Source organism: Legionella sp. 27cVA30 (assembly GCF_024160945.1).
GTDB classification, from domain to species: Bacteria; Pseudomonadota; Gammaproteobacteria; order Legionellales; family Legionellaceae; genus Legionella_A; species Legionella_A septentrionalis.
The window spans coordinates 422,553-446,008 of sequence record NZ_JAMYXK010000002.1 but is presented as its reverse complement, the minus strand read 5'-3'; the positions used below and the strand labels follow the sequence as shown (position 1 = coordinate 446,008).

Below are 23,456 nucleotides of genomic sequence, written 5' to 3'. Positions count from 1 at the left end.
GCTCACCTATTGTTAAGCGCTGGGATTTTGCTTTCAGTTAACTGTATTTTTAAAAGTTGGTGGATATCGATTAGCAGCGATATATTTGCATCAATGGTAACCGCTGCAGCAAACGGCGCTTTCTCTTCCCTAAACGCATCATTTAATTGTAGTTGAGTTTTTTCTACTTCAATCAACCCCAGAATTTTATCGACTATCACCCCAGCGAATTGCTTACCATCCGTACAAAGCAATACTGGCGTATCGGGAGAATAAGGCTCCTCTCGCGTAGAACCCATGCAAAAAGCCCAATCCACTAACGGAATGCTATGCCCTCCCCAATTAATAAGCCCCGCTAAATAGGGTGGAGAATTTGGAATTATCTTAAACAAAGGGATTAAAAAAGCCTTTATCACATATTGCAGTTCAATGCATACATCAATATGCGATAGTCGGCACAGTAAAATTTTAAGTTTGGATGGCTCAGTCATAGGACTGCCTGATTTAAAATTTCATAGGGATTTTACAAAGCATTAGCATAAAATGGCTTTATTGTAAAGAATTTATCCATATCATGCACTTTTCTGCGCATAGGGCATTCAAGGACTTATTTACAATAAATTTAGGAAATACTACCTATTTATAATATTTGGAAAAAAAAAGCTAAAGATATTCTGATTATTATTTGATAATTACGACAATTTACATTCGAGTTATTGTACGTAATTGGTGCCCAGGGCCGGAGTCGAACCGGCACGGGATTTAACTCCCGAGGGATTTTAAGTCCCTTGCGTCTACCTGTTTCGCCACCTGGGCAGGTATCTTGGAGGCTGAGGCCGGAATCGAACCGGCGTACACGGCTTTGCAGGCCGCTGCATAACCACTCTGCCACACAGCCTTGTTCCTGATTGCTTGCAAATTCTACTACATTCTTGCAAGAAATTGCATGCAATTTATTTGATGCAAATAAACCTGGTAAAAAAAAAGCGACCCTCTGTCGCTTTAATTGGAGCGGGAAACGAGATTCGAACTCGCGACCCCAACCTTGGCAAGGTTGTGCTCTACCACTGAGCTATTCCCGCGCCTCTACGGGGTGCAATTCTACCGGAAATAAACACCCTGTCAATAACGAAAATTAATTTTTTTTTGTTAATAACGGCCAAGCTATCATGAGATAAATGACCATTGACCAAATCGTTAAAATTGCTGACAAATAAAGCAAAATGAAACCGAGGATGCCCCACCAAGAATAGGCAGGATGAAAGGCAAGCAGCAACACCAATGCAATCATCTGCAATACTGTTTTCACTTTGCCAATATAACTTACGGCCACACTTGCCCGGCTTCCTATCTCAGCCATCCATTCACGCAGTGCGGAAATCACAATTTCCCTTCCCACAATGATGATGGCAGGAATAGTGATGTAATTGATATCTTTGGCACCTACCAGCAACAATAAACTCGTAGCCACCGACAATTTGTCGGCAACCGGGTCAAGAAATGCGCCGAATAAAGACATTTGCTTTAATTTGCGCGCCAAATAACCATCCAGCCAATCGGTAAAGCTTGCTGTAGCAAAAATAATTGCCGCAGCCGCATGTGCCCAATGGAAGGGCAGATAAAACACAATAATGAAAACAGGAATGAGCAAAATACGCATCAATGTCAGCAAATTAGGTAAACTCGTCAAGGTACCCACTCCGAACCCCTTTTCCTCAAAATAATTACAGTTGCATGTAATCTAACAGTTGCTGGTAATCATCAAATACATACAAAGCACCGGCTGCCAAAAGTTCCCGTGCCTGTTCTTTTTGATTATAAAAATTCACGCCAATTGCATCCACTCCAATGGCTGCGGCCATCTCGATATCACTTACCGAATCGCCAACCATCAGCGTTTCAACAGCCGAAACCCCGTATTCATCCATAATTTCTTCAAGCATTTGTGGACATGGCTTGGCTGGCACTTGATCAGCTGCACGCGTTACCGGAAAAAAACTGTCCATGTGCGCCGCCTGCAAATTTCGCCGCAATGAATTATGCCCTTTATTCGTGGCAATGGCCAAATGAATACCCGCAATTTTCATTTTTTCCACGACGGCTTGTGCACCCGGAATCAAATAGACATCAGCCCCCGGGGACGCCATAGCCAAACGTACCGAATGCGTTAACTCGTCTTGCTGATGCGCAGTTAACTTCGGGAATATCTTTTTAATGGCTACAGCCAATCCATAGGTTAAGTAATGCCGGGCAAGGTGTTCATCAAATTGCCCAAGATGCATGCGCCTGGCTTCCAAGGTGAGGATATTTAGAACATTTCCTAATGTATCTCCCAGTGTCCCCTCCCAGTCGAACACCACCAAATGATACGGTTTATTCATGAAGTGATTTACTCCCTGAACGCAGCTTGGCTATTGCTTGTGTAAATTCTTGATCCAAGTCCGCCTGAAAGAAATAATTTTTTCCATTGAGATTAAATTGAATCGCCCGAGCATGCAAATATAAGCGTTGCTTTAAGCCCTGGAGATGGGTACCACCGTATTTTTCATCACCAATAATCGGATGCTTTAAGTAAGCACTATGTACGCGAATTTGATGCGTTCTTCCGGTTTTAGGGTTAGCTTCTACCCAGCACGATTCCCCATAGTTTTCCAAAAGCTTGAAACGAGTTTGCGCCGGTTTCCCATCAGGATCCACGGCAACCAGCCGCTCTCCTGATTTTAGAATATTTTTTTTAAGAGGCACATCAACCAGGCAGTCTTTCTTATCATGCCAGGAGTGCAAAAGTAGCGCCCAATAAACTTTATCAATTTCCCTGGCTTCTAAAAGAGCCTGAATGGCACGCAACATACTGCGTTTTTTAGCCAAAAGTAAGCAGCCAGAAGTTTCTTTATCCAGCCTATGCACCAATTCAAGATAAGCCAAATCCGTACGCGTTTTGCGCAATGCTTCAATTACGCCTAAGCTTAAGCCGCTCCCTCCATGCACTGCCAATCCGGCCGGCTTATTAACTACCAATAATTGCTGATCTTCAAAAATAATGCTTTTTTGTAAACGTTCGGTAAGGCGGGAGCCCACATAGACGTCAGATTTACCTTGAGAACTGCGCACTGGTGGTATTCGGATGCTATCCCCTTCCTCTAATCGGGAAGAAGGCTGGGCGCGTTTTTTATTAACGCGTACCTCGCCGTTGCGAATGAGACGGTAAATATGGCTCTTGGGAACCCCTTTCAAAATGCGCAGCAAATAATTATCCAAACGCTGGCCTTCCTCTTCCTGACTAATTTCTGTGTAGCGGACATCACTCATTAAACAAAACCTTTTTCAATGCTAAACTGCGTTCGTCCAATCGCGTCCCTATTTCCTGAACACCATTTTTTTGTTATGATTAACAATGAGCAGAATTATATTCTGCGCCAGAATTATAACGCATAAACAATTAAAAAGTTTACCGGCTGGCAAAAACCAGCTAAAAAATGAGAATGCGCTTCCCTTAAGCAAGGAAAGGAAGCAGCCCAATACCAGAGGCAAATTGAACACAAACTCACCAGATACCCACGCATATTCGACATACTTCTGGATAAAGTATGCACCTTTCTACCTAAAGGCAACATGCGTGCGGTCTGTTATGAAGAGTCTGTCTGCAAATTGTTTATTGAAGCGAAAACAAGGAGAATCGCAACTAAAACAGCACCCATTTGCGGCGAATAATTTATTTTTTTTAATGAAAACAAACGCTATTTTAGAACAATTCGCCATTTTTGCAGCAGTTAAACAGTTTGTAACTAAGGTCTTACAACCTGTTTATAAATTTTTCACACTTAGAGGAAAAAATATTATTTTCAACAAATTTTCTGGCTTGAACAAAGCAGAATGCACTGCCTGTGCTGCAGGCAGCAAAAATAATATCTCTATCCTCTTGGCTGAATTTATAAACACTCTCTCCAGGTTTAGGGTGATGCTCGTCAGCTGTCTCTCATATAAACGTTTTAACAATGCAAATACTTCATTTCTGCTTGGAACAACAGCAGACTGTCCATGCAAATTTAAATGGGCATGAGTATTTTAATTGTTTAACGCCATAGAGAAGTCAGCTTCCTTCTTGTCCTCGCTTTTGTGCCAGCGCCCTTTTAATGGGGTTTAAGATGGAAAGAATGCTAATTAATGCAACACAAGCCGAAGAAATTCGTGTTGCTTTGGTTAAAGATAATATTTTATTTGATTTGGACATTGAATGTCCGTCAGAAATAAAAAAGAAAGGCAATATCTATAAGGCAGTAGTAACGCGCCGCGAACCTAGCCTGGATGCTGTTTTTGTAGAATTCGGGGCAAAACGCCAAGGTTTTCTGCCGTTAAAAGAGATTGCAGCAGAATACTTAAGCAAACATCCCGACCAATTCGGTGATGAAAAACCTTCAATCACATCCTTAATTCGCGAAGGTCAGGAATTATTGGTACAAGTGGATAAAGAAGAGCGCGGTAACAAAGGGGCTGCTTTAACAACCTACATCACCCTAGCCGGCTGCTACCTTGTATTAATGCCGAACAGCCCGCGCTCTGGCGGCATTTCCCGCCGCATAGAAGGAGATGAGCGGGATGAATTAAAGGAAACATTAAATTCCTTACAATTAACCGAAGACATGGGCTTGATTATCCGTACGGCCGGCGTTGGCAAAAGCCAGGAAGAATTACAAGCTGATTTGGATATGCTTTGCAATCAGTGGCAAGCCATCAAGAATGCCTATAACAACCAGCCTGCGCCTTGTTTAATTCACCAGGAAGGCGATGTCATCATCCGCTCAATACGCGATAACTTGCGTAAATCCATCCGCGAAATCATCATTGATGATCATGCATCTTACGTGAAAGCGAAACAATATATTGAACAAGTTAAACCGGATTTCTTGCCTAACTTGAAATTGTATAAGAGCACGATCCCCTTGTTTAACTTTTATCAGATTGAGAGCCAGATTGAGACAGCTTACCAGCGTGAAGTTTTACTGCCGTCTGGAGGCGCTTTGGTTATCGATCGCACCGAAGCTCTGGTTTCCATCGATATTAACTCCGCAAAAGCTACCAGCGGCGCAGACATCGAAGCTACGGCACTGAATACCAACCTTGAAGCAGCTGATGAAATTGCACGGCAATTGCGTTTACGCGACTTAGGTGGTCTTGTCGTAATCGATTTCATTGATATGAGCTCAAGCAAAAATCAGCGCGATGTTGAAAATCGCTTGAAAGAAGCTTTAAAAGCCGACAGGGCACGCATTCAGGTTGGACGGATTTCCCGTTTTGGCTTACTTGAAATGTCGCGTCAGCGCTTGCGTTTATCGCTTGGGGAATCTGCGCAGGAAGTATGTCCACGCTGCGAAGGTCGCGGTACGGTACGCAATATTCAATCGCATGGATTGTCTATTATCCGTTTGATTGAAGAAGAAGCCCTAAAGGAAAAAACCGCTGAAGTCCAAGTTCAGCTAGCTCCCGAAATGGCCACTTTCATCATGAATGAAAAACGCGATTTCATCCTTGATATTGAAAAACGTCATGGAGTGAATGTCTTACTCATTGCCAATCCATACCTGCAATCGCCGCATTACACCATCACCCGTTTAAAAGAAGATAATGTGGGTAAACACAAAAAACCCAGTTATTCTTTGATTCAGCAACCTGAAGTGAACGTCCCCCAAGGTGAGAAAGACGGTTTAAAACTCGATGAACCTGTTGTTAAGCCATATACCGGGCAGCAAGCCAGCAAACAAAAGGAAATAGGCTTTTTTCAACGTTTATGGAGCAATTTATTTTCCAAAACACTGGAAGCTCATGCTTCTGAGAAAAGTGTCAAAGATGATGCTGGGGAGAAAAAGCAAGCTCATGGAGGTCAATCCTCCGGCAAGCGTTATGCCCAATCCAATCGCAAACGTCGCCAGGGAGGAAGCCATACCAACCGCCATACTTCCGGCAATTCCTCAGGGCGCAATAAACAACGCAGCAATGCTGGCAGCCATGAACAACAGCATAAACAAGGCGGGCGCGTTATTCCCATCAATGCTGAATTATCAAAAAAAAAAGCATCAACCAATAAAGAATCCAGTGAAAACTGAAGCATAAAATCTATTAAACTTCCCTGCCCAGGCGCCTGCCTGGGTAGCTCAATCCAGAGTTAAGATTTAGATAAAGAAATTGAGTGCAATGTACGCCTACCGTTCTTCGCGAGTCTGTAATCCTGTAGCGATCGGTGTGACACCAATATTCGGGTTTACCCCACAATCATCCAAGAGTTTCAAGAGATTGTTTCCTTTACGGGTTAAACGCCGGACGCAGTAAACTTCCAGATAACTTTGCAAGATATATTTGTATTCAGGCAAGGTAAGGATTGTTAAAATCTTTTCTGCACGCTCGATATCATGCGTCTTGGCGTGATCACAAGCCTGAAATAAAACTGCAGCCACCATGGAGGCATAACTGGCTTTCCTGGCTGGATTAGCCAGATAAAACCGTTGTATGCTTTCATGCAGGGCTCGATCTTTATCCCACTCAATCCAACCTTCATACAAATTTTTAATTTCTTCATAATTGAAGGTTCCTGTTGCTTGCAATTCTTGCATCGCATAGGCAACCGGAATGATGCCTTGCATATTCGCCCAGGAGCAATTGCCGGAAATTTGTGAACTCATGGGAAATTGAGCAGCGGGTATTAAGCCCAACTGCTGATTAATTTCCTTGTGAAAATAATTACGACTTTGTTTTTTAAACAGGAAATTCTGTAAAAAATTAAAATTGAATGCTTCGGGTCTTGTAATTTGATAAATGTTGACACTTCCTTCCTGCAAGCTATTTTCGCCGCGATCAATCTTTGCCCACCAGCGGCCAAAGCGCACAAAACCTAAAGCATGTCCCCTGCTCGCTGCAGGCAGAATGACCATTGGAGATTTGAGCAATTGTGTTAAGTAACGTTTATCTTCTTCTGAACGGTTTTTTATGTGTTGAAAGCGCAATAATTCATCAGCGACCGCGAGTCCATCCATTATTGTGTATAAAAAAGGAAAATATTGACGCAAATGTTTTGTCGCATAGCTGCTGGTAAAGCGGCGCAAAGAATCCCGGATCACCGCCACTGTAAACTCAAGAATAAATCCCTCATAATCCACTTCTATGAATTCCCCGCCGGCATTAACAATGTCTACATCCCCTGTCAATTCAAAACGATGTCCTAACAGTTTGGCGTAAATAAAGTCCAGAGCAAAATCCAATTTGGCATTATATCGATAAAGCAGATGCTTGATAGAATCCTGTTCGCGTAAAAGGGGATACACCAAAACTGCCAACCCCGAACGGGTATAGGCATTCGCATCAGCACCATGCTCTAGCAATAATTGCGCGAATTCCAAATCATTGTTATCGACAGCCCAGTGCAAGGCAGTGCGTCCGCTTATATCCGCTTTGTTGATATCTACGCCGCGGGCTAATAATAATTCCGCAATATGCGGCTGCCGGGTGATGATGCACTCAATCAGGGGGGTAAACCCGTATTCGTCAATATCATCCAAGAAATCGCCTGCGCGAATGTAGGCGTCAAAATCAGGGACGCGGCAATTGATGATATCATTTGCAATGGACATGCTTACATACCTGCCGGCCTAGGCTTAGGACTGTTAGAAAATTTTGGCGCATTGTTTAACTGCAGTTCATTCCTAAGTTTCTTTTCCTCCTGCGCCTTCTTATATTCCTCATAAGCTTGCCAGTTACGTGCGGAGGGCACAAAATCATCAGGAAGGCCATCCAAATATTGCAGATTTTCCAATTCCGGATGCTCTAATAAAGCGTTCTGCATTCCTTCTTCAGGAGCAGTTTGCAAGCGCTGTGAATGGTCGCGCGCATTTACAGGCGCATACGGACGATGGCCTTGCTGTTCAATTATTCGCCTGGTTCTTTCCATTTCCTTGCTTTCATCAGGCAAGAAAGAAACTTTTTGCTCACCTTCCGGTAGGCGCACAGGCAATTCTATGTCGGAGTTACGTACTGTCATATCTCCTATTATAAATCATAAATAATCTTGTTGCAGAATTTCTGCAATCTGTACAGCATTTGTAGCAGCACCTTTGCGCACATTATCCGCCACCACCCACAGATTCAAGCCCATGGGATGAGAAATATCCTGGCGAATGCGCCCTACAAATACTTCATCATGCCCTGCAGCATTCATCATCGCAGTAGGATATTTTAATCGGGATGGATCGTCGATTACTTTAACGCCAGGTGCTTTTTGCAGTAATGCGCGTGCTTTTTCGGCACTAAGTGGTGCTTTTAATTCCAAATGAATGGCTTCTGAATGACCGTAGAGTACTGGTACCCGTACTGTGGTCGGATTAACCAAGATCCCATCATCTTCCATAATCTTATGCGTTTCCCATACCATTTTCATTTCTTCTCGTGTATAGCCATTTTCTTGAAAGTCATCGATATGTGGAAGTACATTAAATGCAATTTGCTGCGGGTAGACAGAAGGTTTAATGGGCCGGCCGTTTAAAAGTTCTCCTAATTGGGTAATTAATTCATTAATTGCTTTTTTTCCTGTTCCTGAAACAGCCTGGTAAGTAGCGACGTTGATGCGGGCAATTCCCACAGCATCCTGTAAAGGTTTAAGGGCTACTACCATTTGAATGGTCGAGCAATTCGGATTGGCAATGATGCCGCGGTTTTTATATTCAGCGATGCGATGAGCATTCACTTCCGGCACCACTAAAGGAATGTCAGCGTCGTAACGAAAGCAAGAAGTGTTATCCACTACAATGCAGCCGGCTGCAGCTGCAATGGGCGCATATTCCTTGGAAACCGCACCGCCAGCCGAAAATAGAGCGATATCGGCTTGAGAAAAATCAAATTGCGCCAAATCCTCCACATCATGAGGCTTATCATGAAATTCGACGATCTTGCCTACAGAACGCGAGCTAGCAAGAGGATACAATTCAGCAACAGGAAAATTGCGTTCTTCCAGCACTTTAATAATTGTTTCCCCTACGGCGCCTGTGGCACCTACGACTGCAATATTTAATTTTCTGCCCATCATCTAGCCTTAAAAAGTAATCGTGTAAACACATGGTAGCCCAGCGGCGCATGCGCGTCACTTTTCCAATAAAATTTTAGTTATTTTGTGCTTTATGCCTTAACCAGTGATCCATGATGACCAGGGCCATCATTGCCTCTGCAATTGGCACGGCACGAATTCCGACGCATGGATCATGACGTCCTTTGGTAATGACTGCAACCTCTTCACCGGCTGTATTGAGGCTTCTTCCTGGTTTAGTAATGCTTGACGTTGGCTTGAGCGCCATACTGACAAAAATGGACTGCCCTGTAGAAATACCGCCGAGTATGCCGCCTGCATGGTTACTGAGAAAGCCGGCTTTAGACATTTCGTCGCGATGTTCACTGCCCAGTTCAGTAACTGCTTTGAAACCCGAACCAATTTCCACCCCTTTGACTGCATTTATCGACATCATGGCATGAGCTAACGCCGCGTCCAATTTATCAAATACTGGTTCACCCAAACCTGCCGGCACGCCACGGGCTTCCACGGCAATCCTCGCCCCTATTGAATCGCCAGCTCGGCGTAATTCATCAATATAAAAAGCCAAATCGTTTATTTGCGAGTTATTGGGGCAAAAAAAAGGATTATTATGGATCGCTGCCTCATCTTCAAAAGAAACAGAAATCATACCCATTTGCTGTAAATAGCCGATAATATCGATGTTTAAATGTTCTTTTAGATACAGGCGAGCAATGGCGCCAGCTGCCACCCGTGCTGCAGTTTCACGTGCTGAAGCCCGCCCGCCGCCGCGGTAGTCGCGATGGCCGTATTTTTGTTGATAGGTAAAATCTGCATGGCCAGGACGAAATAAATCCTTAATGTTTTCGTAATCCCGGCTGCGTTGGTCTTCATTATGAATAATTAAAGCAATGGGTGTGCCGGTCGTTTTTTCCGCAAAAATTCCGGATAGAATTTCAACTTTATCCTCTTCACGCCTTTGGCTGGTATATTTGGATTGTCCGGGCTTGCGCTTATCCAGGTATGGCTGAATCAATTCTGCAGTTAACCTTAAGCCCGGAGGGCAACCATCGACGATACAACCAATAGCAGGCCCATGACTCTCGCCAAAAGTTGTCACTGTAAACAATGTGCCAAACGTGTTTCCGCTCATTCGAAATAATCTTTCAATTGTTGTTTAGTCAATAAAAATACACCTTGGCCGCCACGCTCAAATTCAAGCCAGGTAAATGGCAAATCGGGATAAGCTTCCGTTAATGCTTCCTCGCTATTGCCTACTTCAACGACTAAAATGCCGCGGTCATTTAAGTGATGATGAGCCTCTCTAAGGATTTTTTCCACAATAGCCAACCCATTGCCGGCTGCTTCCAATGCAAGCTTCGGTTCATGTAGATATTCTTTAGGTAAAGTTTGCATTTCTGCAAGGCTTACGTATGGAGGGTTGCTGACAATGAGGTCGTATTGCTCGCCGGGTAAAGCCTGGTAACAATCCGACTGGATTAAATTTACCGTATCTTGCATAGCATGCATATCACAGTTCATGGCAGCCACTTGCAAGGCTTCTGCGGAAATATCCACTGCATCCACTGTTGCATGCGGAAATGCATAGGCGCAAGCGATGGCAATACAGCCACTGCCTGTACACAAATCCAGAATTTTATTTACGCGGGCTTCTTCAATCCAGGGAGAGAATTGCTGGGAAATTAATTCTCCAATAGGCGAGCGCGGTATAAGCACCCGCTCATCCACATAAAAGCTCAAGCCGCAAAAATAAGCTTGGTTGGTTAGATAAGGAACAGGAACCCTATCCTTGATACGTCTTTCGATCTGACTGCATAAATATTTTTTTTCATTTTCTGTTAGGCGAGAAGCGAGTAGCATTGAATCCACATCCAGCGGCAATGCCAAACTGCCAAGGATTAATGCCCAGGCATCATCCCAGGCATTGTCTGTTCCATGGCCATAATAGAGATGTTCAAGATTGGCGCGGGAAAGCGTATAACGCAAAAAATCAATAATCGTGTGTAATTCATTGGCAATATTTGCATAAGATTGGGTCATGTATACTCCTGCTGCGTTCGCCGGAAATTGTATAGGAATCCGCATTGATTGTCGTTATTTAAATCAAAGTAAACCGGCAGTTAATCCTTGTGGTGCTTTTGTCGGCAATGACTCAATATATGATATTCTTCACGGCATGCTTTTGCCCTGCATTCATCATTTATAATATAGGTAAGCAGTTTATATGATAAAGAATTATGGCTAAAGAGATTGCGGATGAGGATAAGGCGTTATTTCGTACCATGATGCGGGATGTAAAGCCTTTGCAGAACGCTGCAAAAAAAATAAAGTGTTGCAAAACACCGGCTGTATTACCTAAAGCTTCAGCATCTGTCCCATCATCATCAAAAGAAACCGCATCCTTTTATCTTTCTGATTATTATGAAGATGAAAATCCCGTGTTGTCTGACTCCATTCTTTCCTATTGTGCAGCAGACATACCTGGAAAACGTTTTCGTCAATTAAAAACGGCACAGATAAAATGGGAAGTCAAACTTGATTTGCATGGCATGCGGGCAGAAGTTGCCAAACAAGCGCTATGCAGCTTCGTTATACAACACACTGCAAGCAATGTCCGATGTCTGCTTATTATTCACGGCAAAGGGGGACATAAAGGCGAGGCTCCCAGGCTTAAAAATTTAATTAATCAATGGCTGCGGCAAATTCCACAAGTATTGGCATTTCATAGCGCCCAACCGCGCGATGGAGGTACAGGGGCTTTATATGTATTATTAAAGCGGCAAATCAGCAAGTAAAAATCAGTGATAGGCGTTATTACACATTGAATTTATTTTCATAAACCCTTACTATCTGCACTAAATTTTGAATCCTATAACTATGAGTAAGAAAGCTATTATTATTGGGATTTCCGGCCCATCTGCTTCCGGAAAAAGTTTACTGGCCAACACCATTGTCAATGAACTTGGCTCTGATCAAGTGGTTGTTATTTCGGAAGACTCATACTATAAGGACAATAGCCATTTACCTTTCGCAGAACGTGAAAAAATAAACTACGATCATCCTGATTCGTTTGATCATGCACTGCTTTGCGAACATTTGCGACGACTGCAACGCGGCGAATCCGTTGAGATCCCAATCTACTCTCATTCCAAGCATATCCGTTTGCCGGAAACCCGTTTTATCGGTCGGCATGCCATCATTGTTCTTGAGGGTATTTTATTATTTAGCGATAAGGCATTACGTGAAATTATGGATATAAGAATTTTTATGTCCGCTCCTCTGGACGTTTGCCTAAGCCGCCGGCTTAAACGTGATGTAGTTGAACGGCACCGTTCATTTGAATCCGTACTGCATCAATATGAGACCACTGTTCGCCCTATGTATTTACAATTCATCGAGCCATCCAGTCGGTACGCAGATTTAATCGTACCCCGAGGCGGGGAAAACCGCATTGCCATTGATATGATTCAGGCAAAAATGCGCGAGCTGTTGGCTTCCCATACATAAGACTGTAAATTGTCTTGCCACCGATTAAAAAGCAGGCATATTACTTAAGACAAGTATAAAGACGATTAAAGGAGATAAATGTGGGATTTTTAAGCGGAAAAAAAGCATTGATTGTGGGCCTTGCCAGCAATCGCTCCATTGCCTATGGAATTGCCAAATCATTCCATGAGCAAGGAGCCGAGCTTGCATTTACATATCAGAATGAAAAATTGCAAGAACGCGTTGAAAATATGGCTGCCGAATTTAATTCCAAGCTTACTTTTCCTTGCGATGTTGCAAGCGATGTGGAAATCCAGGCCGTATTCGAACAATTGGGCAGCACATGGGATAAACTGGACATTGTTATCCATTCAGTGGCATTTGCTCCTGCCGATCAAATCAGCGGAGATTATGTTGAACACGCTAACCGCGAAGGATTCCGCATTGCACATGATATCAGTGTGTATAGTTTGGTGGCTTTAGCCAAAGCAGCTCAACCATTGATGAAAGATACACAAGGTTCAATTCTTACACTAAGTTATTTTGGTGCAGAAAAAGCGGTGCCAAATTACAATGTCATGGGCATAGCCAAAGCAAGTCTTGAGGCAGCCGTGCGTTATTTGGCACAAAGCCTGGGGCCCAAAGGCCACCGCGTGAATGCTATTTCTGCAGGCCCAATTAAAACTTTAGCTGCTGCTGGAATTAAAGATTTCCGCAAAATTCAAAGCGCCTATGCCAACATTACCCCTTTGCGACGTAATGTTACTACTGAAGAAGTAGGAAATACCGCCGCTTTCTTGTGTTCTGATTTAGCATCAGGCATTACCGGCGAAGTGGTGCATGTGGATGCGGGCTATCATGCAGTTTCGATGATGGATCTCGGCGAATAATCATATGGGCTGCTTACCAGCCCATACTCTCTCATTTCTCTAAGAGCCTAATAGTTCATATTAAAAGAAAACTGAGTTTGTGGCATAAACGACATTGATGGGTTGTCTTGTGGATAATTCAGCTGATCACTGTATTGCGGCACATACTCAGGATTAAATGGCGGGGCTGTTGGCACAAACATGGGCAAATCCTTTCTGCAGTCAAAACTCATGTCTCCAACTATTACCTCCGTTAACTCACCACGGCGTAATTTTCTAACTTTTTCCAAGACTTCGTTAATAATCTCTTTTTTCTCACTAAACAATCGGTTCATATAGGAAGGCACACCACCCTCTCCCAATTGCATGCGTAAAGCAACTATCGCACATTTGACTTTTAAGGGATCCACTCCCATCTCGTCCAATTTCAAGCACTCCCTCTCAGTTAAATTGAACCGATATGGATCTTTAGGCTCCAAGGCATTGGCATTTGATTTTTCTATGATTGCTTGTTGTATAGCATTGGCAATTAAAGTACCAAAAGCAGTACCTATTAAAGTGATTGCAATAACACCCAAAGCCACCAGAAAAACTGGATTGCCAATGCCGGCAGATACAACAAGGCTTGTCAAAGCAGGTACTAATAAAGCGCCAAGAAGAGCGCTTGCCGTAGCACTTACTGCCATATACAAGAGCGATAATCCTGCCTGCAGCCATCCTTCATGATAATAAAAGCGCTCACCACTACTTAACAGTTGATTTAACAAGTAATACATTGCTATAAAAGCCAAGCCGGCAGCCAATGTTCCCAAAATAATTAGAGCAATAGCTGCCAAAACACTCCCTTGCTTCTTCTTATCTTCTTCACTGGGATGCTGATGAGTATGAGAATGGGCAGAGCCATGTTCATGCATGTGGATAACAGGAAAAGACTGTGGGGCAAATGCCATAAAAAATAAATGATCATCACACACGCGGTTATAGTTATATGGGGTAAGAATTACTACAGGACGGCGTTCCCCTGTTAGTTCATCATTTTTTTGCAGCTGGGATGCCATTAAATGGGCTGAAGAAGCGTCAAGAAAAATATGTAATATCTTATAAACATAGTGATGATCTTCCTCTGCCAGCGCACCCCAAGGGAACGTGTGATAAATCTGGCTATCAAGCTCATAACATAATTCAGAATCAGAAAGATTACGTTTTTTGCAATCTAGATAATGGTGATGTAATTGGGTATATAAGTTAGCAATTAATCTGTTATTGAACCTTTGCGGATACATGACGAATTTCCCGGTTAGTTGCATAGGTATGCATGTGCATACCTATAGGATTCATGAAAATTCTGAGGATCTGGATAAAATTAGTGTTTAACTATTTTAGCCTCTTTTAAGAGGCCATTGACGTAGAGATCATAATCCATAACGCCGTAGCTCGCCTCCAATTGCTGGGTGATGCTGGCTACTTGCTCTTTATCAAGAGCCTCGACTTTCCCGTCATTAATTCTTTTCAACTGAACAATAACATAATCTCCATTTGCCATTTTTCGGCCTGCGTGAGCACCTGCACGAGCTAGATTAAATGCCAATTCATTTACAGCCTCTGGCGCTTTGTCTGTTTCCCGCGTCGCCTCGGCAACACTTTGCCATTGCAAGTGGTTTTCCTCAATTAATTTTTCCTGTTGCAGTACGTCCTTGCCACTAAGCAATATCTTGCCAAGCTTTGTAGCTTGCGCTTCAGCTTTTTCTTTTGCCAATTTATCTGCAATCATGCCATGGACCTCAGCCAACGTTTTTTCGGCAGCCGGTATATGCTTATTCAGACGCAGAACAATGACACTGTCATTATCAATCTGGATAGGCTCGCTGTTATTGCCAAGCTCCAACACATCGTGGCTAAAAGCAGCATTAATGACTTGTTTATTCTGGGTAATTGCATGATTGCCACCTTGACGCGAAAACGGTTCCGCTTGCTCTATTTGCAATTTCAAAGCATCCGCTACAGGCGCCAAAGAATCCGGAGTTTGATAACTTAAATCAGATAGCTGCTCTAAAGCCTGTGTATACTTCGTTTGCACTTGTTCGGTCAGCATTTGCTCTTTTATCTCTTGCTTAACCTCAGAAAAAGGTTTGATAGCAGATGGCTTATATCCCACCAATTTAAAAATTTCATACCCATGCCGTGATTTTGTGGGAGCAGAAATTTGGCCTGGTTTATCCATCGTTATCAAAACTTTATCAAATTCCGACTGTCCGGCAATAATCCAAGGCAAAATACCTTTGTTCATTACAGATATTTTATCACTGGAATGAAGCTTTACCTGCTCTTCAAATAACTCGGGCTTTTGTTGCAAAAGTTGATAAACTTGTTCAGCCTTTTGCTGTGTTTGTTGTTGCTCGTCCTCGGAAGCATCAGTCGGGACAGCAAACAAAATATGCGCCACTTGCCATTGAGTCGGCGTGAGATAGTTATTTTGATTTTCATCGTAATAACTTTTTATTTCTTCATCAGAAACCTGAATTTTTTCTTTAATATCCCGCATGGAAAGACGCACGAATTCGATACTAACTTTTTCGGGAGCCATAAATTGTTTTTTATGCTGTTGGTAATAATTTTTAATTTCTTCTTCCGAAACAGTAACTTGTTTCATAAAGGGGAACGCAGGTATGGGGAGATAACTGTAATCCCGGGTTTGCATGTATAAACGCACGAAGCGTGTCACTTCAGAAGGCAGAGCAAATGCTGTACCAATGAAAGCAAACCGCTGTTGATTTAACAACATGCCCTGGCGTACTTCACGTTGGAAAGTTTCCGGAGTGAACAAAGCGCCTGTTAACGCTTGTTGGTATCTATCTTGTGAGAAATGCCCGTCTTCTTGAAATTGTGGAATATTTAAAATCGCAGAATTTGCTTGATCAGAGCTCACTTCAAAGCCACTTTTTTGTGCAGATTGAACGCTTACCGTATTCAGCATCATATCATTTAAGACTTGTTTTTTAAGCTCACTTTCTGAAGTAGCTGTAATTTGTGCAGGCTCACTGAACTGGCGGGTGCGCTGATAGCTTAATTCGAATGCTTGTTTAGTGATGGGTTGTCCGTTTACTTCGACCTGGATGCTTGTATCTTGGTGTGACTGCATGTAGTAATCAATACCGAAAAGGGTAAATGTTACTGCGATGAGAATAATGACTACCCAAGCTATAATCCCCTGGATGCGTTCATTTAGCTTCTGCAACATGTAAGAAATTCCATAATTGATTAACTCGCAAGAAGATAGCAAATTCAAGTCTTATAGACAATCAAGCTTCTACAAGGAGTAATTCACCTCAATTAACTCGATGCCCGTCTTCCCGTTGTTGAATTTTCTATATTTTTGGGCTGACGTCACCACCCAAGCAACTAGGATGTCCCTGTTAGGGAGTTTTCGCGCAACCGCAATCACAAGCTGATTACACAAAATCCTGATAAAAAAAACGCGCCTTTCGGCGCGCGTGATGCTGGCGGAGTGGACGGGACTCGAACCCGCGACCCCCGGCGTGACAGGCCGGTATTCTAACCAACTGAACTACCACTCCATTTCATGGTGGGTGCTGCAGGGATCGAACCTGCGACCCTCGCCTTGTAAGGGCGATGCTCTCCCAGCTGAGCTAAGCACCCAAGAATTCTAAGCTTCTTGTACAGCTTCTTTTAATTTCTTACCTGCTTTGAATTTCGCAACTCGAGAAGCCGGAATATTTATAGTCTTACCTGTCTGCGGATTACGTCCAGTACGCGCAGAACGGCTGCCGGTTGAAAAAGACCCGAATCCTGGTAAAACGATTTGGTCGCCGTTTTTCAGAACATCACTAACTGTTGCCATAAAGGTATCTAAAACTCTTCCGGCAACTGCTTTTGTTACGCCTGAACCATTAGCGATTGCTTCAACCAATTCACTTTTATTCATCTTTTCCCCTTTGCTGTTATTCATCCTTTAGCGGAGCTGATTAAACCAGATTCAATTACTCTCGTCAAGCTGTTTTACATCCTTGAAAGCCCGCCAGTAGCGGGCAACGGGAGAAATATACTCTTTATTGAGGAGAGTGTAAATCCTTATTTTCAATTTTTTTTACACTTTGTTCTACATGAAGCGCGGGAGAAGCTGCTTGATGGACTAAGGGGCTGTTTTTCAAAGCAATCTGCAATACTTGTTCCACGTTCTTTACCGTATGAATTGTTAATTTTTTCAATACGTTATCGGGAATATCGACCAGATCTTTTTTATTCTCCTCGGGTATAATGACATGTTTAATACCTCCCCGATGAGCGGCCAGCAGTTTTTCTTTTAATCCACCAATAGGTAAAACCTGCCCACGTAAGGTGATTTCCCCAGTCATGGCCACATCCGCTCGAACCGGGATTTGTGTAATGATGGATACCAAAGCAGTACACATGCCAATACCCGCACTGGGTCCATCTTTAGGTGTTGCTCCCTCTGGTACATGAACATGAAAATCATGTTTATCATAAAAATCAGGAGCAAGACCAAACAATTCAGCGCGACTGCGTACTACAGTCATAGCTGCATGGATGGATTCCTGCATCACCTCGCCCAACTGGCCGGTATGTATGGTTTTTCCCTTACCAGGCATCATAGACGCTTCTATGGTAAGTAATTCGCCTCCTACACTGGTCCAAGCTAAACCAGTAACTTGACCGACTTGATCAAACTGTTCAGCAAGACCATAGCGAAATTTTTTCACTCCCAGATACTTTTCAACATTGTTACGTGTGACCGTAATTTTTTTAACGCGTTTATGCGTAAGGATATCTTTAACCACTTTACGGCAAATGCTGGCAATATCACGTTCCAAATTACGCACGCCGGCTTCACGGGTATAATGGCGAATGATTTCATGAATAGCGTCTTCCTTTATCTGAATTTCAGAAGGTTTCAAACCATTCAGTTCGATTTGCTTTGGAACCAGGTAATTTTTAGCGATGTTAACTTTTTCGTCTTCGGTATACCCTGCCAACCGGATGACTTCCATCCTGTCCAGTAAAGGAGCCGGAATTTCAAGCGAGTTCGCTGTTGCAATAAACATTACATCGCTTAAATCGTAGTTAACTTCCAAGTAATGATCGTTAAACGTATGGTTTTGCTCCGGATCCAGCACTTCAAGCAATGCAGAAGCAGGATCACCGCGGAAATCCATTGCCATTTTATCCACTTCATCCAGCATAATAAGCGGGTTTTTAACGCCTGCCTTACATAATTTCTGGATAATTTTTCCAGGCATGGAACCAATGTAGGTACGGCGATGCCCACGGATCTCTGCTTCATCACGAACGCCGCCTAAAGCTATGCGGATAAATTTGCGGCCAGTTGCATTGGCAATGGATTGTCCCAATGAAGTTTTTCCTACACCTGGCGGTCCAACCAAGCAAAGAATAGGTCCTTTCAGGCGCTTTACACGCTGTTGTACGGCCAAATATTCCAGAATGCGTTCTTTTACTTTTTCTAAGCCATAATGATCTTTATCAAGTAATTTTTCCGCTTTGATAAGATCAAACTGAATTTTGTTTCTTTTTTTCCACGGTACGCTAAGCATCCAGTCCAAATAATTACGAATCACTGTAGCTTCAGCAGACATGGGCGACATTAATTTTAGTTTATGCAATTCGGATAAAGCCTTGTCTCTGGCTTCTTTTGGCATACCAGCCTTGTCTATGGCTTTTTCAAGCTGCTCAATTTCGCTACCTTCTTCGGTAATTTCACCCAGTTCTTTCTGGATTGCCTTGATTTGTTCGTTGAGATAATATTCACGCTGGCTTTTTTCCATTTGCCGTTTAACGCGGCCACGCACCCGCTTTTCTACCTGTAGCAAATCAATCTCGGATTCGATAGCGCCCATTAACCGTTCCAGACGCGTGCCAATATCCAACGTCTCAAGAAGCTCTTCTTTATCTTCAACTTTCAAAGTGAGATGAGCCGCTATGGTATCTGCTAACCTACCTGCCTCTTCAATTCCGGCAATTGAGCTTAAAACCTCAGGAGGAATTTTTTTATTAAGCTTGATATATTGTTCAAATTGCGACATGAGGGAGCGCATTAATATCTCAATTTCCTGCTCCTTCAGCGCTTCACTCACTTCCTCCACCATTTCCAGGGAAGCTGACAAATATCCTTCCGTTAAAGAATATTCAGTCACCCGCGCGCGCTGCTCTCCTTCCACCAGAACTTTAACCGTCCCATCAGGTAATTTCAGCAACTGCAAAACACTGGAAACAGTTCCAAAATCAAATAAGTCTTTGGGATTTGGATCGTCATTGGCCGACTTGCGTTGTGCTACCAGAAAAATTTGCTTATTGTTCAACATTGCGGCTTCTAGGGCCTTAATGGACTTTTCGCGACCAACAAATAAAGGGATAACCATATGCGGGTATACAACTACATCGCGGAGGGGTAAAACAGGTAAACTCGACAATGTTTCATTGTCATTGGGCACCAATTCATTTTCATTCGACATGATGTTCCCTTATTCAAATGATAATTAAATTTAGAATACGATATATTTAAAGCTCTGCACTAATCAGTAAGACCAGTGCAGCCTTAATACTTTAAGAAACATGCATCCTTGTTAAATGCAATTATTCAGCACCACCGGCAGCGGATTGTTTGAGTTCCTCAGTGGCGTAAATCAAAATAGGCTTGCCGGAATTATTAACAACATTCTCATCAACGACTACTTTATTTACCTCTGCCAACGAAGGTAATTCATACATGGTATCTAGAAGAATATTTTCGAGAATAGACCGCAAACCGCGAGCGCCAATTTTTCTTTCCAATGCTTTTTTAGCAATTAAATGCAATGCTTCTTCACGAAACTCCAATTCCACACCTTCCATTTTAAATAACGCATGGAACTGTTTGGTTAATGCATTTTTAGGGCGAACAAGAATGTCTATCAAAGCTTCTTCATTTAATTCATGTAGATTAGCTACGACAGGCAACCGTCCTACGAATTCAGGAATAAGGCCATACTTCACTAAGTCTTCAGACTCAAGAGAGCTTAATACTTTCTCCAAATCGCTTCCATCTTTTTTATTTTTTAGCTGCGCCGAAAAGCCGATGCCGGATTTATCGCTGCGTTCGCGAATAATCTTGTCAAGGCCTGCGAAAGCACCGCCACAAATAAATAAGATATTGGACGTGTCAACTTGGAGGAATTCTTGTTGTGGGTGCTTACGGCCCCCTTGTGGAGGAACAGAAGCTACTGTGCCTTCGATTAATTTCAACAAGGCTTGCTGTACGCCTTCACCGGAAACATCCCGGGTGATGGATGGATTATCAGACTTACGTGAAATTTTATCGATTTCATCAATATAAACGATACCTTTCTGTGCCTTATCAACATCATAATCACACTTCTGCAGTAATTTCTGAATGATGTTTTCAACGTCCTCGCCTACATACCCCGCTTCCGTAAGAGTTGTGGCATCAGCGATGGCAAAAGGTACATTCAATAATCTCGCCAGAGTTTGTGCAAGCAATGTTTTACCACTACCCGTAGGCCCAATCAGCAAAATATTACTTTTGCCAAGCTCTACGCCATCCTCCGATTTGTGCTGCATGCGTTTGTAATGGTTATATACTGCTACAGCCAAAACTTTCTTAGCATGCACTTGCCCAATTACATATTCATCCAGAAACGTAGAAATTTCCTTAGGTGTAGGTAAATGTGACTCTGTCTCTTCATGGGCCTCTTGGGTTTCTTCACGAATGATGTCATTACATAATTCAACGCACTCATCACACACGAACACAGATGGGCCCGCAATCAATTTCTTTACTTCATGCTGGCTTTTGCCACAAAAGGAACAATATAAAACTTTGTCCCCATCGCCGTTACTGCTTTTACTCATCTATAAAACCCCTTTTTTACTAATGATTAACAAATTATCTCTTAGTAAAATTTTAGCCAATTAGAAATTTATCGCCAGTCAGAGACTGACGATAAAGGGAAACAAAGTATTCATCCTTGCTTATACTTCTGTATTCGCTGCTGTTTTCTGTATGGAATTACGGTCATATAACACTTGATCAATCAATCCATATTCGGCGGCTCGTTCGGCATTCATGAAGTTATCCCGTTCGGTGTCGAGCATGATTTGATCAGGTGTTTTTTTCGTGTGTTTTGCCATAATGCTGTTTAAACGCTCACGTACGGCTAATGTTTCGCGGGCATGAATTTCGATATCTGTTGCTTGTCCACGATATCCGCCTAGAGGTTGATGGATCATGACCCTGGCATTAGGTAGACAATAGCGCTTGCCTTCCGCGCCAGCACAAAGTAATAAAGCCGCAGCACTCGCAGCCTGCCCGATGCATAGAGTACTAACATCCGGCTTAATAAATTGCATGGTATCGTAAATTGCAAGCCCGGCTGTAACAACGCCGCCGGGCGAATTGATATAAATAGAAATATCCTTATCTGGGTTTTCAGATTCCAAGAACAATAACTGGGCTACTACCAGGTTAGCCATATGATCTTCTACTTCACCCAAAAGAAAAATGATTCGTTCTTTCAGCAGACGTGAATAAATATCATAAGAGCGTTCGCCTCGCGAGGTTTGCTCAATCACCATAGGCACAAGTCCGCTGGCATTTCTTATTATGTTGTCTGAATATCCCTGCATGCTATGCTCCTTTCTCATTGTCCTCTTCGCTATTTTTTTCGCTATCTTTCTTCGGATTCATGATTTCATCGTAAGTAGATTGCTTCTCAGTAACTTTAGCATCTGCAACTATTTTCTCAGAAACTATTTCTTCCATCACTAATGCTTCAATTTCTGCCAGACGCTCTTTATTGCCACGATACCATGTACGCAATTCGTCAGGGCTTTCGTAAGCGCTTGCCAATTTTTCAATCATTGCGTCCACGCGATCTTTGTCTGCGGAGATTGCATGCTTTTTAACATATTCAGAGAAAAGCAATCCCAAGTGCACACGCCGAGTAGCTTGCTCTTCGAACAAGGAGCGTGGAAAATCAGGAATTTGCTCACCCTCTTTATGTTCCGGACCAAAAATGCGGTGGAACATTTCATGTTTCAAATGCTCAATTTCCTGATTAATCAAGGACATAGGCAAATCAAATTTATTTTTTTCCAAAAGCTTGTTAAAGATAGTTTCACGATTCAGGGAACTAATGCGACGCTCAAGTTCCCTTTCCATGTTTTCTTTAATATCTTTCTTGAGCGCTTCCATACCGCCTTCTTTGATGTTGAATTTCTCGGCGAATGCGTCGTTGAATTCAGGTAATTTTCCTGCCAAAACCTGCTTAACTTTAATTTTAAATTTGGCTTCTTTACCAGCTAAATCTTTATGGCCATAATCTTCAGGGAAGTTGACCTTGATATCAAATTCTTTGCCTGGCTCTGCACCTAACAACCCTTCCTCAAAACCAGGAATCATAGAGCCTGAACCAATGATGACTTCAAAATCCTTGGCGCTTCCACCTTCAAAAGCCGTATCAGCGAGGAAACCTTCAAAATCGATGATTGCTTTATCGCCATCAGCGATCGGACGAGAAACTTCTTCCCACTCCTTATTTTGCTCGCGCAGCTTCTCAAGCATTGCATCAACATCGCTGTCTTTGACTTCTGCACGCATTAATTCAACAGAATCTTGATTTAATTCAGTAACTTCAATAACTGGAAATATTTCAAAAGTTGCGCTGTAACGGAAATCTTTACCCGCTTCAAGCTGCTCTGGTTGCACAGAAGGATATCCGGCAGGAACTAATTCTTTCTCTTTCAATGCTTCATACAGGGTAGATTGAACCATATCACGAGCCACTTCCTCGCGTACAGAATCCGCATAGCGTTTTTTTACAACGTCAAAAGGCACCTTGCCTGGACGGAAACCAGACACCTTTACTTTTCGAGCAAGATTCTTGAGGCGTAGACTCACTTCCTCCTCTACTTTTTCGGTAGGTACCGAAATCGTAACTTTACGTTCTAAACCTTTCAGGGTTTCAACAGAAACTTGCTTGGACATCTAGTCACCTCGTGAAAAT

The 23,456-nt window shown here is 42.8% G+C and carries 21 protein-coding genes and 5 tRNA genes; 5 read left to right on the top strand and 21 right to left on the bottom strand.

The genetic code is table 11. The features are described from left to right. Nucleotides 1-2: 2 nt before the first annotated feature. The 7 genes from NKV53_RS07345 to NKV53_RS07315 all read right to left on the bottom strand — a co-directional run bounded on the left by NKV53_RS07345 (nucleotide 3) and on the right by NKV53_RS07315 (nucleotide 3,288). A complete protein-coding gene (locus NKV53_RS07345) occupies nucleotides 3-470 on the bottom strand; it encodes a chemotaxis protein CheW (protein WP_253350917.1) in 468 nt (155 codons plus the stop codon). Nucleotides 471-706: 236 nt separating this feature from the next. Next, nucleotides 707-795, bottom strand: a tRNA-Leu gene (locus NKV53_RS07340). A gap of 8 nt (nucleotides 796-803) precedes the next feature. Continuing rightward, nucleotides 804-877, bottom strand: a tRNA-Cys gene (locus NKV53_RS07335). Nucleotides 878-986: 109 nt separating this feature from the next. Continuing rightward, nucleotides 987-1,061, bottom strand: a tRNA-Gly gene (locus tag NKV53_RS07330). Nucleotides 1,062-1,114: 53 nt separating this feature from the next. Beyond that, the gene (gene pgsA, locus NKV53_RS07325) at nucleotides 1,115-1,678 is read right to left on the bottom strand and encodes a CDP-diacylglycerol--glycerol-3-phosphate 3-phosphatidyltransferase (protein ID WP_126952942.1); all 564 of its coding nucleotides are present in this window, start codon (nucleotides 1,676-1,678) and stop codon (nucleotides 1,115-1,117) included. Between the two features lie 25 nt (nucleotides 1,679-1,703). Next, nucleotides 1,704-2,360 (bottom strand): HAD family hydrolase, encoded by a 657-nt coding sequence (locus NKV53_RS07320; protein ID WP_126952941.1) that lies wholly within the window; start codon nucleotides 2,358-2,360, stop codon nucleotides 1,704-1,706. Next, entirely contained in the window at nucleotides 2,353-3,288 is a 936-nt protein-coding gene (locus NKV53_RS07315; protein WP_127032951.1) for an RluA family pseudouridine synthase, read from the bottom strand. Before NKV53_RS07315 ends, NKV53_RS07320 begins: the two co-directional genes overlap by 8 nt. Before the next feature lie 319 nt (nucleotides 3,289-3,607). On the opposite strand from NKV53_RS07315, the gene NKV53_RS07310 reads away from it, so the two are divergent. After that, nucleotides 3,608-4,039 carry a hypothetical protein gene (locus NKV53_RS07310; RefSeq protein ID WP_127032949.1) on the top strand — a complete coding sequence of 144 codons (432 nt, stop codon included), beginning with the start codon at nucleotides 3,608-3,610 and terminating at the stop codon, nucleotides 4,037-4,039. An 85-nt stretch (nucleotides 4,040-4,124) separates the two neighbouring features. After that, complete coding sequence (locus tag NKV53_RS07305; RefSeq protein WP_199739148.1) at nucleotides 4,125-6,080, top strand: Rne/Rng family ribonuclease; 1,956 nt, start codon at nucleotides 4,125-4,127, stop codon at nucleotides 6,078-6,080. Between the two features lie 96 nt (nucleotides 6,081-6,176). Here NKV53_RS07305 and ankH read toward each other — a convergent pair whose 3' ends face one another. From ankH to prmB, 5 genes are all read right to left on the bottom strand, one after another. Then, the gene (gene ankH / locus NKV53_RS07300; RefSeq protein ID WP_126952937.1) at nucleotides 6,177-7,598 is read right to left on the bottom strand and encodes a Dot/Icm T4SS effector AnkH/LegA3; all 1,422 of its coding nucleotides are present in this window, start codon (nucleotides 7,596-7,598) and stop codon (nucleotides 6,177-6,179) included. Between the two features lie 2 nt (nucleotides 7,599-7,600). Next, on the bottom strand, nucleotides 7,601-8,005 hold the full coding sequence (locus NKV53_RS07295; RefSeq protein ID WP_126952936.1) for a hypothetical protein: 405 nt from the start codon (nucleotides 8,003-8,005) through the stop codon (nucleotides 7,601-7,603). 15 nt (nucleotides 8,006-8,020) lie between these two features. Further along, entirely contained in the window at nucleotides 8,021-9,043 is a 1,023-nt protein-coding gene (locus NKV53_RS07290) for an aspartate-semialdehyde dehydrogenase (protein WP_126953119.1), read from the bottom strand. 76 nt (nucleotides 9,044-9,119) lie between these two features. Next, nucleotides 9,120-10,178 carry a chorismate synthase gene (aroC, locus tag NKV53_RS07285; RefSeq protein ID WP_126952935.1) on the bottom strand — a complete coding sequence of 353 codons (1,059 nt, stop codon included), beginning with the start codon at nucleotides 10,176-10,178 and terminating at the stop codon, nucleotides 9,120-9,122. After that, nucleotides 10,175-11,086: a 50S ribosomal protein L3 N(5)-glutamine methyltransferase gene (gene prmB / locus NKV53_RS07280; RefSeq protein ID WP_127032947.1), complete on the bottom strand. Its 912-nt coding sequence runs from the start codon at nucleotides 11,084-11,086 to the stop codon at nucleotides 10,175-10,177. Before prmB ends, aroC begins: the two co-directional genes overlap by 4 nt. A 197-nt stretch (nucleotides 11,087-11,283) precedes the next feature. On the opposite strand from prmB, the gene NKV53_RS07275 reads away from it, so the two are divergent. The 3 genes from NKV53_RS07275 (at nucleotide 11,284) to NKV53_RS07265 (ending at nucleotide 13,422) form a co-directional block, all read left to right on the top strand. After that, the gene (locus NKV53_RS07275; RefSeq protein WP_127032945.1) at nucleotides 11,284-11,841 is read left to right on the top strand and encodes a Smr/MutS family protein; all 558 of its coding nucleotides are present in this window, start codon (nucleotides 11,284-11,286) and stop codon (nucleotides 11,839-11,841) included. Between the two features lie 82 nt (nucleotides 11,842-11,923). Continuing rightward, a complete protein-coding gene (gene udk / locus NKV53_RS07270; RefSeq protein WP_126952932.1) occupies nucleotides 11,924-12,553 on the top strand; it encodes a uridine kinase in 630 nt (209 codons plus the stop codon). Between the two features lie 80 nt (nucleotides 12,554-12,633). Further along, nucleotides 12,634-13,422: an enoyl-ACP reductase gene (locus tag NKV53_RS07265; protein ID WP_127056952.1), complete on the top strand. Its 789-nt coding sequence runs from the start codon at nucleotides 12,634-12,636 to the stop codon at nucleotides 13,420-13,422. Nucleotides 13,423-13,469: 47 nt separating this feature from the next. Here the strand turns inward: NKV53_RS07265 and NKV53_RS07260 are convergent, their stop codons facing one another. The 9 genes from NKV53_RS07260 to tig form a co-directional block, all read right to left on the bottom strand. After that, complete coding sequence (locus tag NKV53_RS07260) at nucleotides 13,470-14,684, bottom strand: hypothetical protein (protein ID WP_127111453.1); 1,215 nt, start codon at nucleotides 14,682-14,684, stop codon at nucleotides 13,470-13,472. A gap of 80 nt (nucleotides 14,685-14,764) precedes the next feature. Beyond that, nucleotides 14,765-16,639 carry a SurA N-terminal domain-containing protein gene (locus tag NKV53_RS07255; protein WP_127032941.1) on the bottom strand — a complete coding sequence of 625 codons (1,875 nt, stop codon included), beginning with the start codon at nucleotides 16,637-16,639 and terminating at the stop codon, nucleotides 14,765-14,767. A gap of 260 nt (nucleotides 16,640-16,899) precedes the next feature. Further along, nucleotides 16,900-16,976 (bottom strand) — tRNA-Asp (locus tag NKV53_RS07250). 6 nt (nucleotides 16,977-16,982) lie between these two features. Beyond that, a tRNA-Val gene (locus tag NKV53_RS07245) sits at nucleotides 16,983-17,058 on the bottom strand. Between the two features lie 7 nt (nucleotides 17,059-17,065). Beyond that, entirely contained in the window at nucleotides 17,066-17,344 is a 279-nt protein-coding gene (locus tag NKV53_RS07240) for an HU family DNA-binding protein (protein ID WP_199737579.1), read from the bottom strand. Between the two features lie 124 nt (nucleotides 17,345-17,468). Further along, nucleotides 17,469-19,907 (bottom strand): endopeptidase La, encoded by a 2,439-nt coding sequence (gene lon / locus NKV53_RS07235; RefSeq protein WP_126952927.1) that lies wholly within the window; start codon nucleotides 19,905-19,907, stop codon nucleotides 17,469-17,471. A 121-nt stretch (nucleotides 19,908-20,028) separates the two neighbouring features. Next, complete coding sequence (gene clpX / locus NKV53_RS07230; protein ID WP_126952926.1) at nucleotides 20,029-21,303, bottom strand: ATP-dependent Clp protease ATP-binding subunit ClpX; 1,275 nt, start codon at nucleotides 21,301-21,303, stop codon at nucleotides 20,029-20,031. Between the two features lie 120 nt (nucleotides 21,304-21,423). After that, nucleotides 21,424-22,077: an ATP-dependent Clp endopeptidase proteolytic subunit ClpP gene (gene clpP / locus NKV53_RS07225; RefSeq protein ID WP_126952925.1), complete on the bottom strand. Its 654-nt coding sequence runs from the start codon at nucleotides 22,075-22,077 to the stop codon at nucleotides 21,424-21,426. A 1-nt stretch (nucleotide 22,078) separates the two neighbouring features. Beyond that, a complete protein-coding gene (gene tig / locus NKV53_RS07220; protein ID WP_253350916.1) occupies nucleotides 22,079-23,437 on the bottom strand; it encodes a trigger factor in 1,359 nt (452 codons plus the stop codon). Nucleotides 23,438-23,456: the final 19 nt, after the last annotated feature.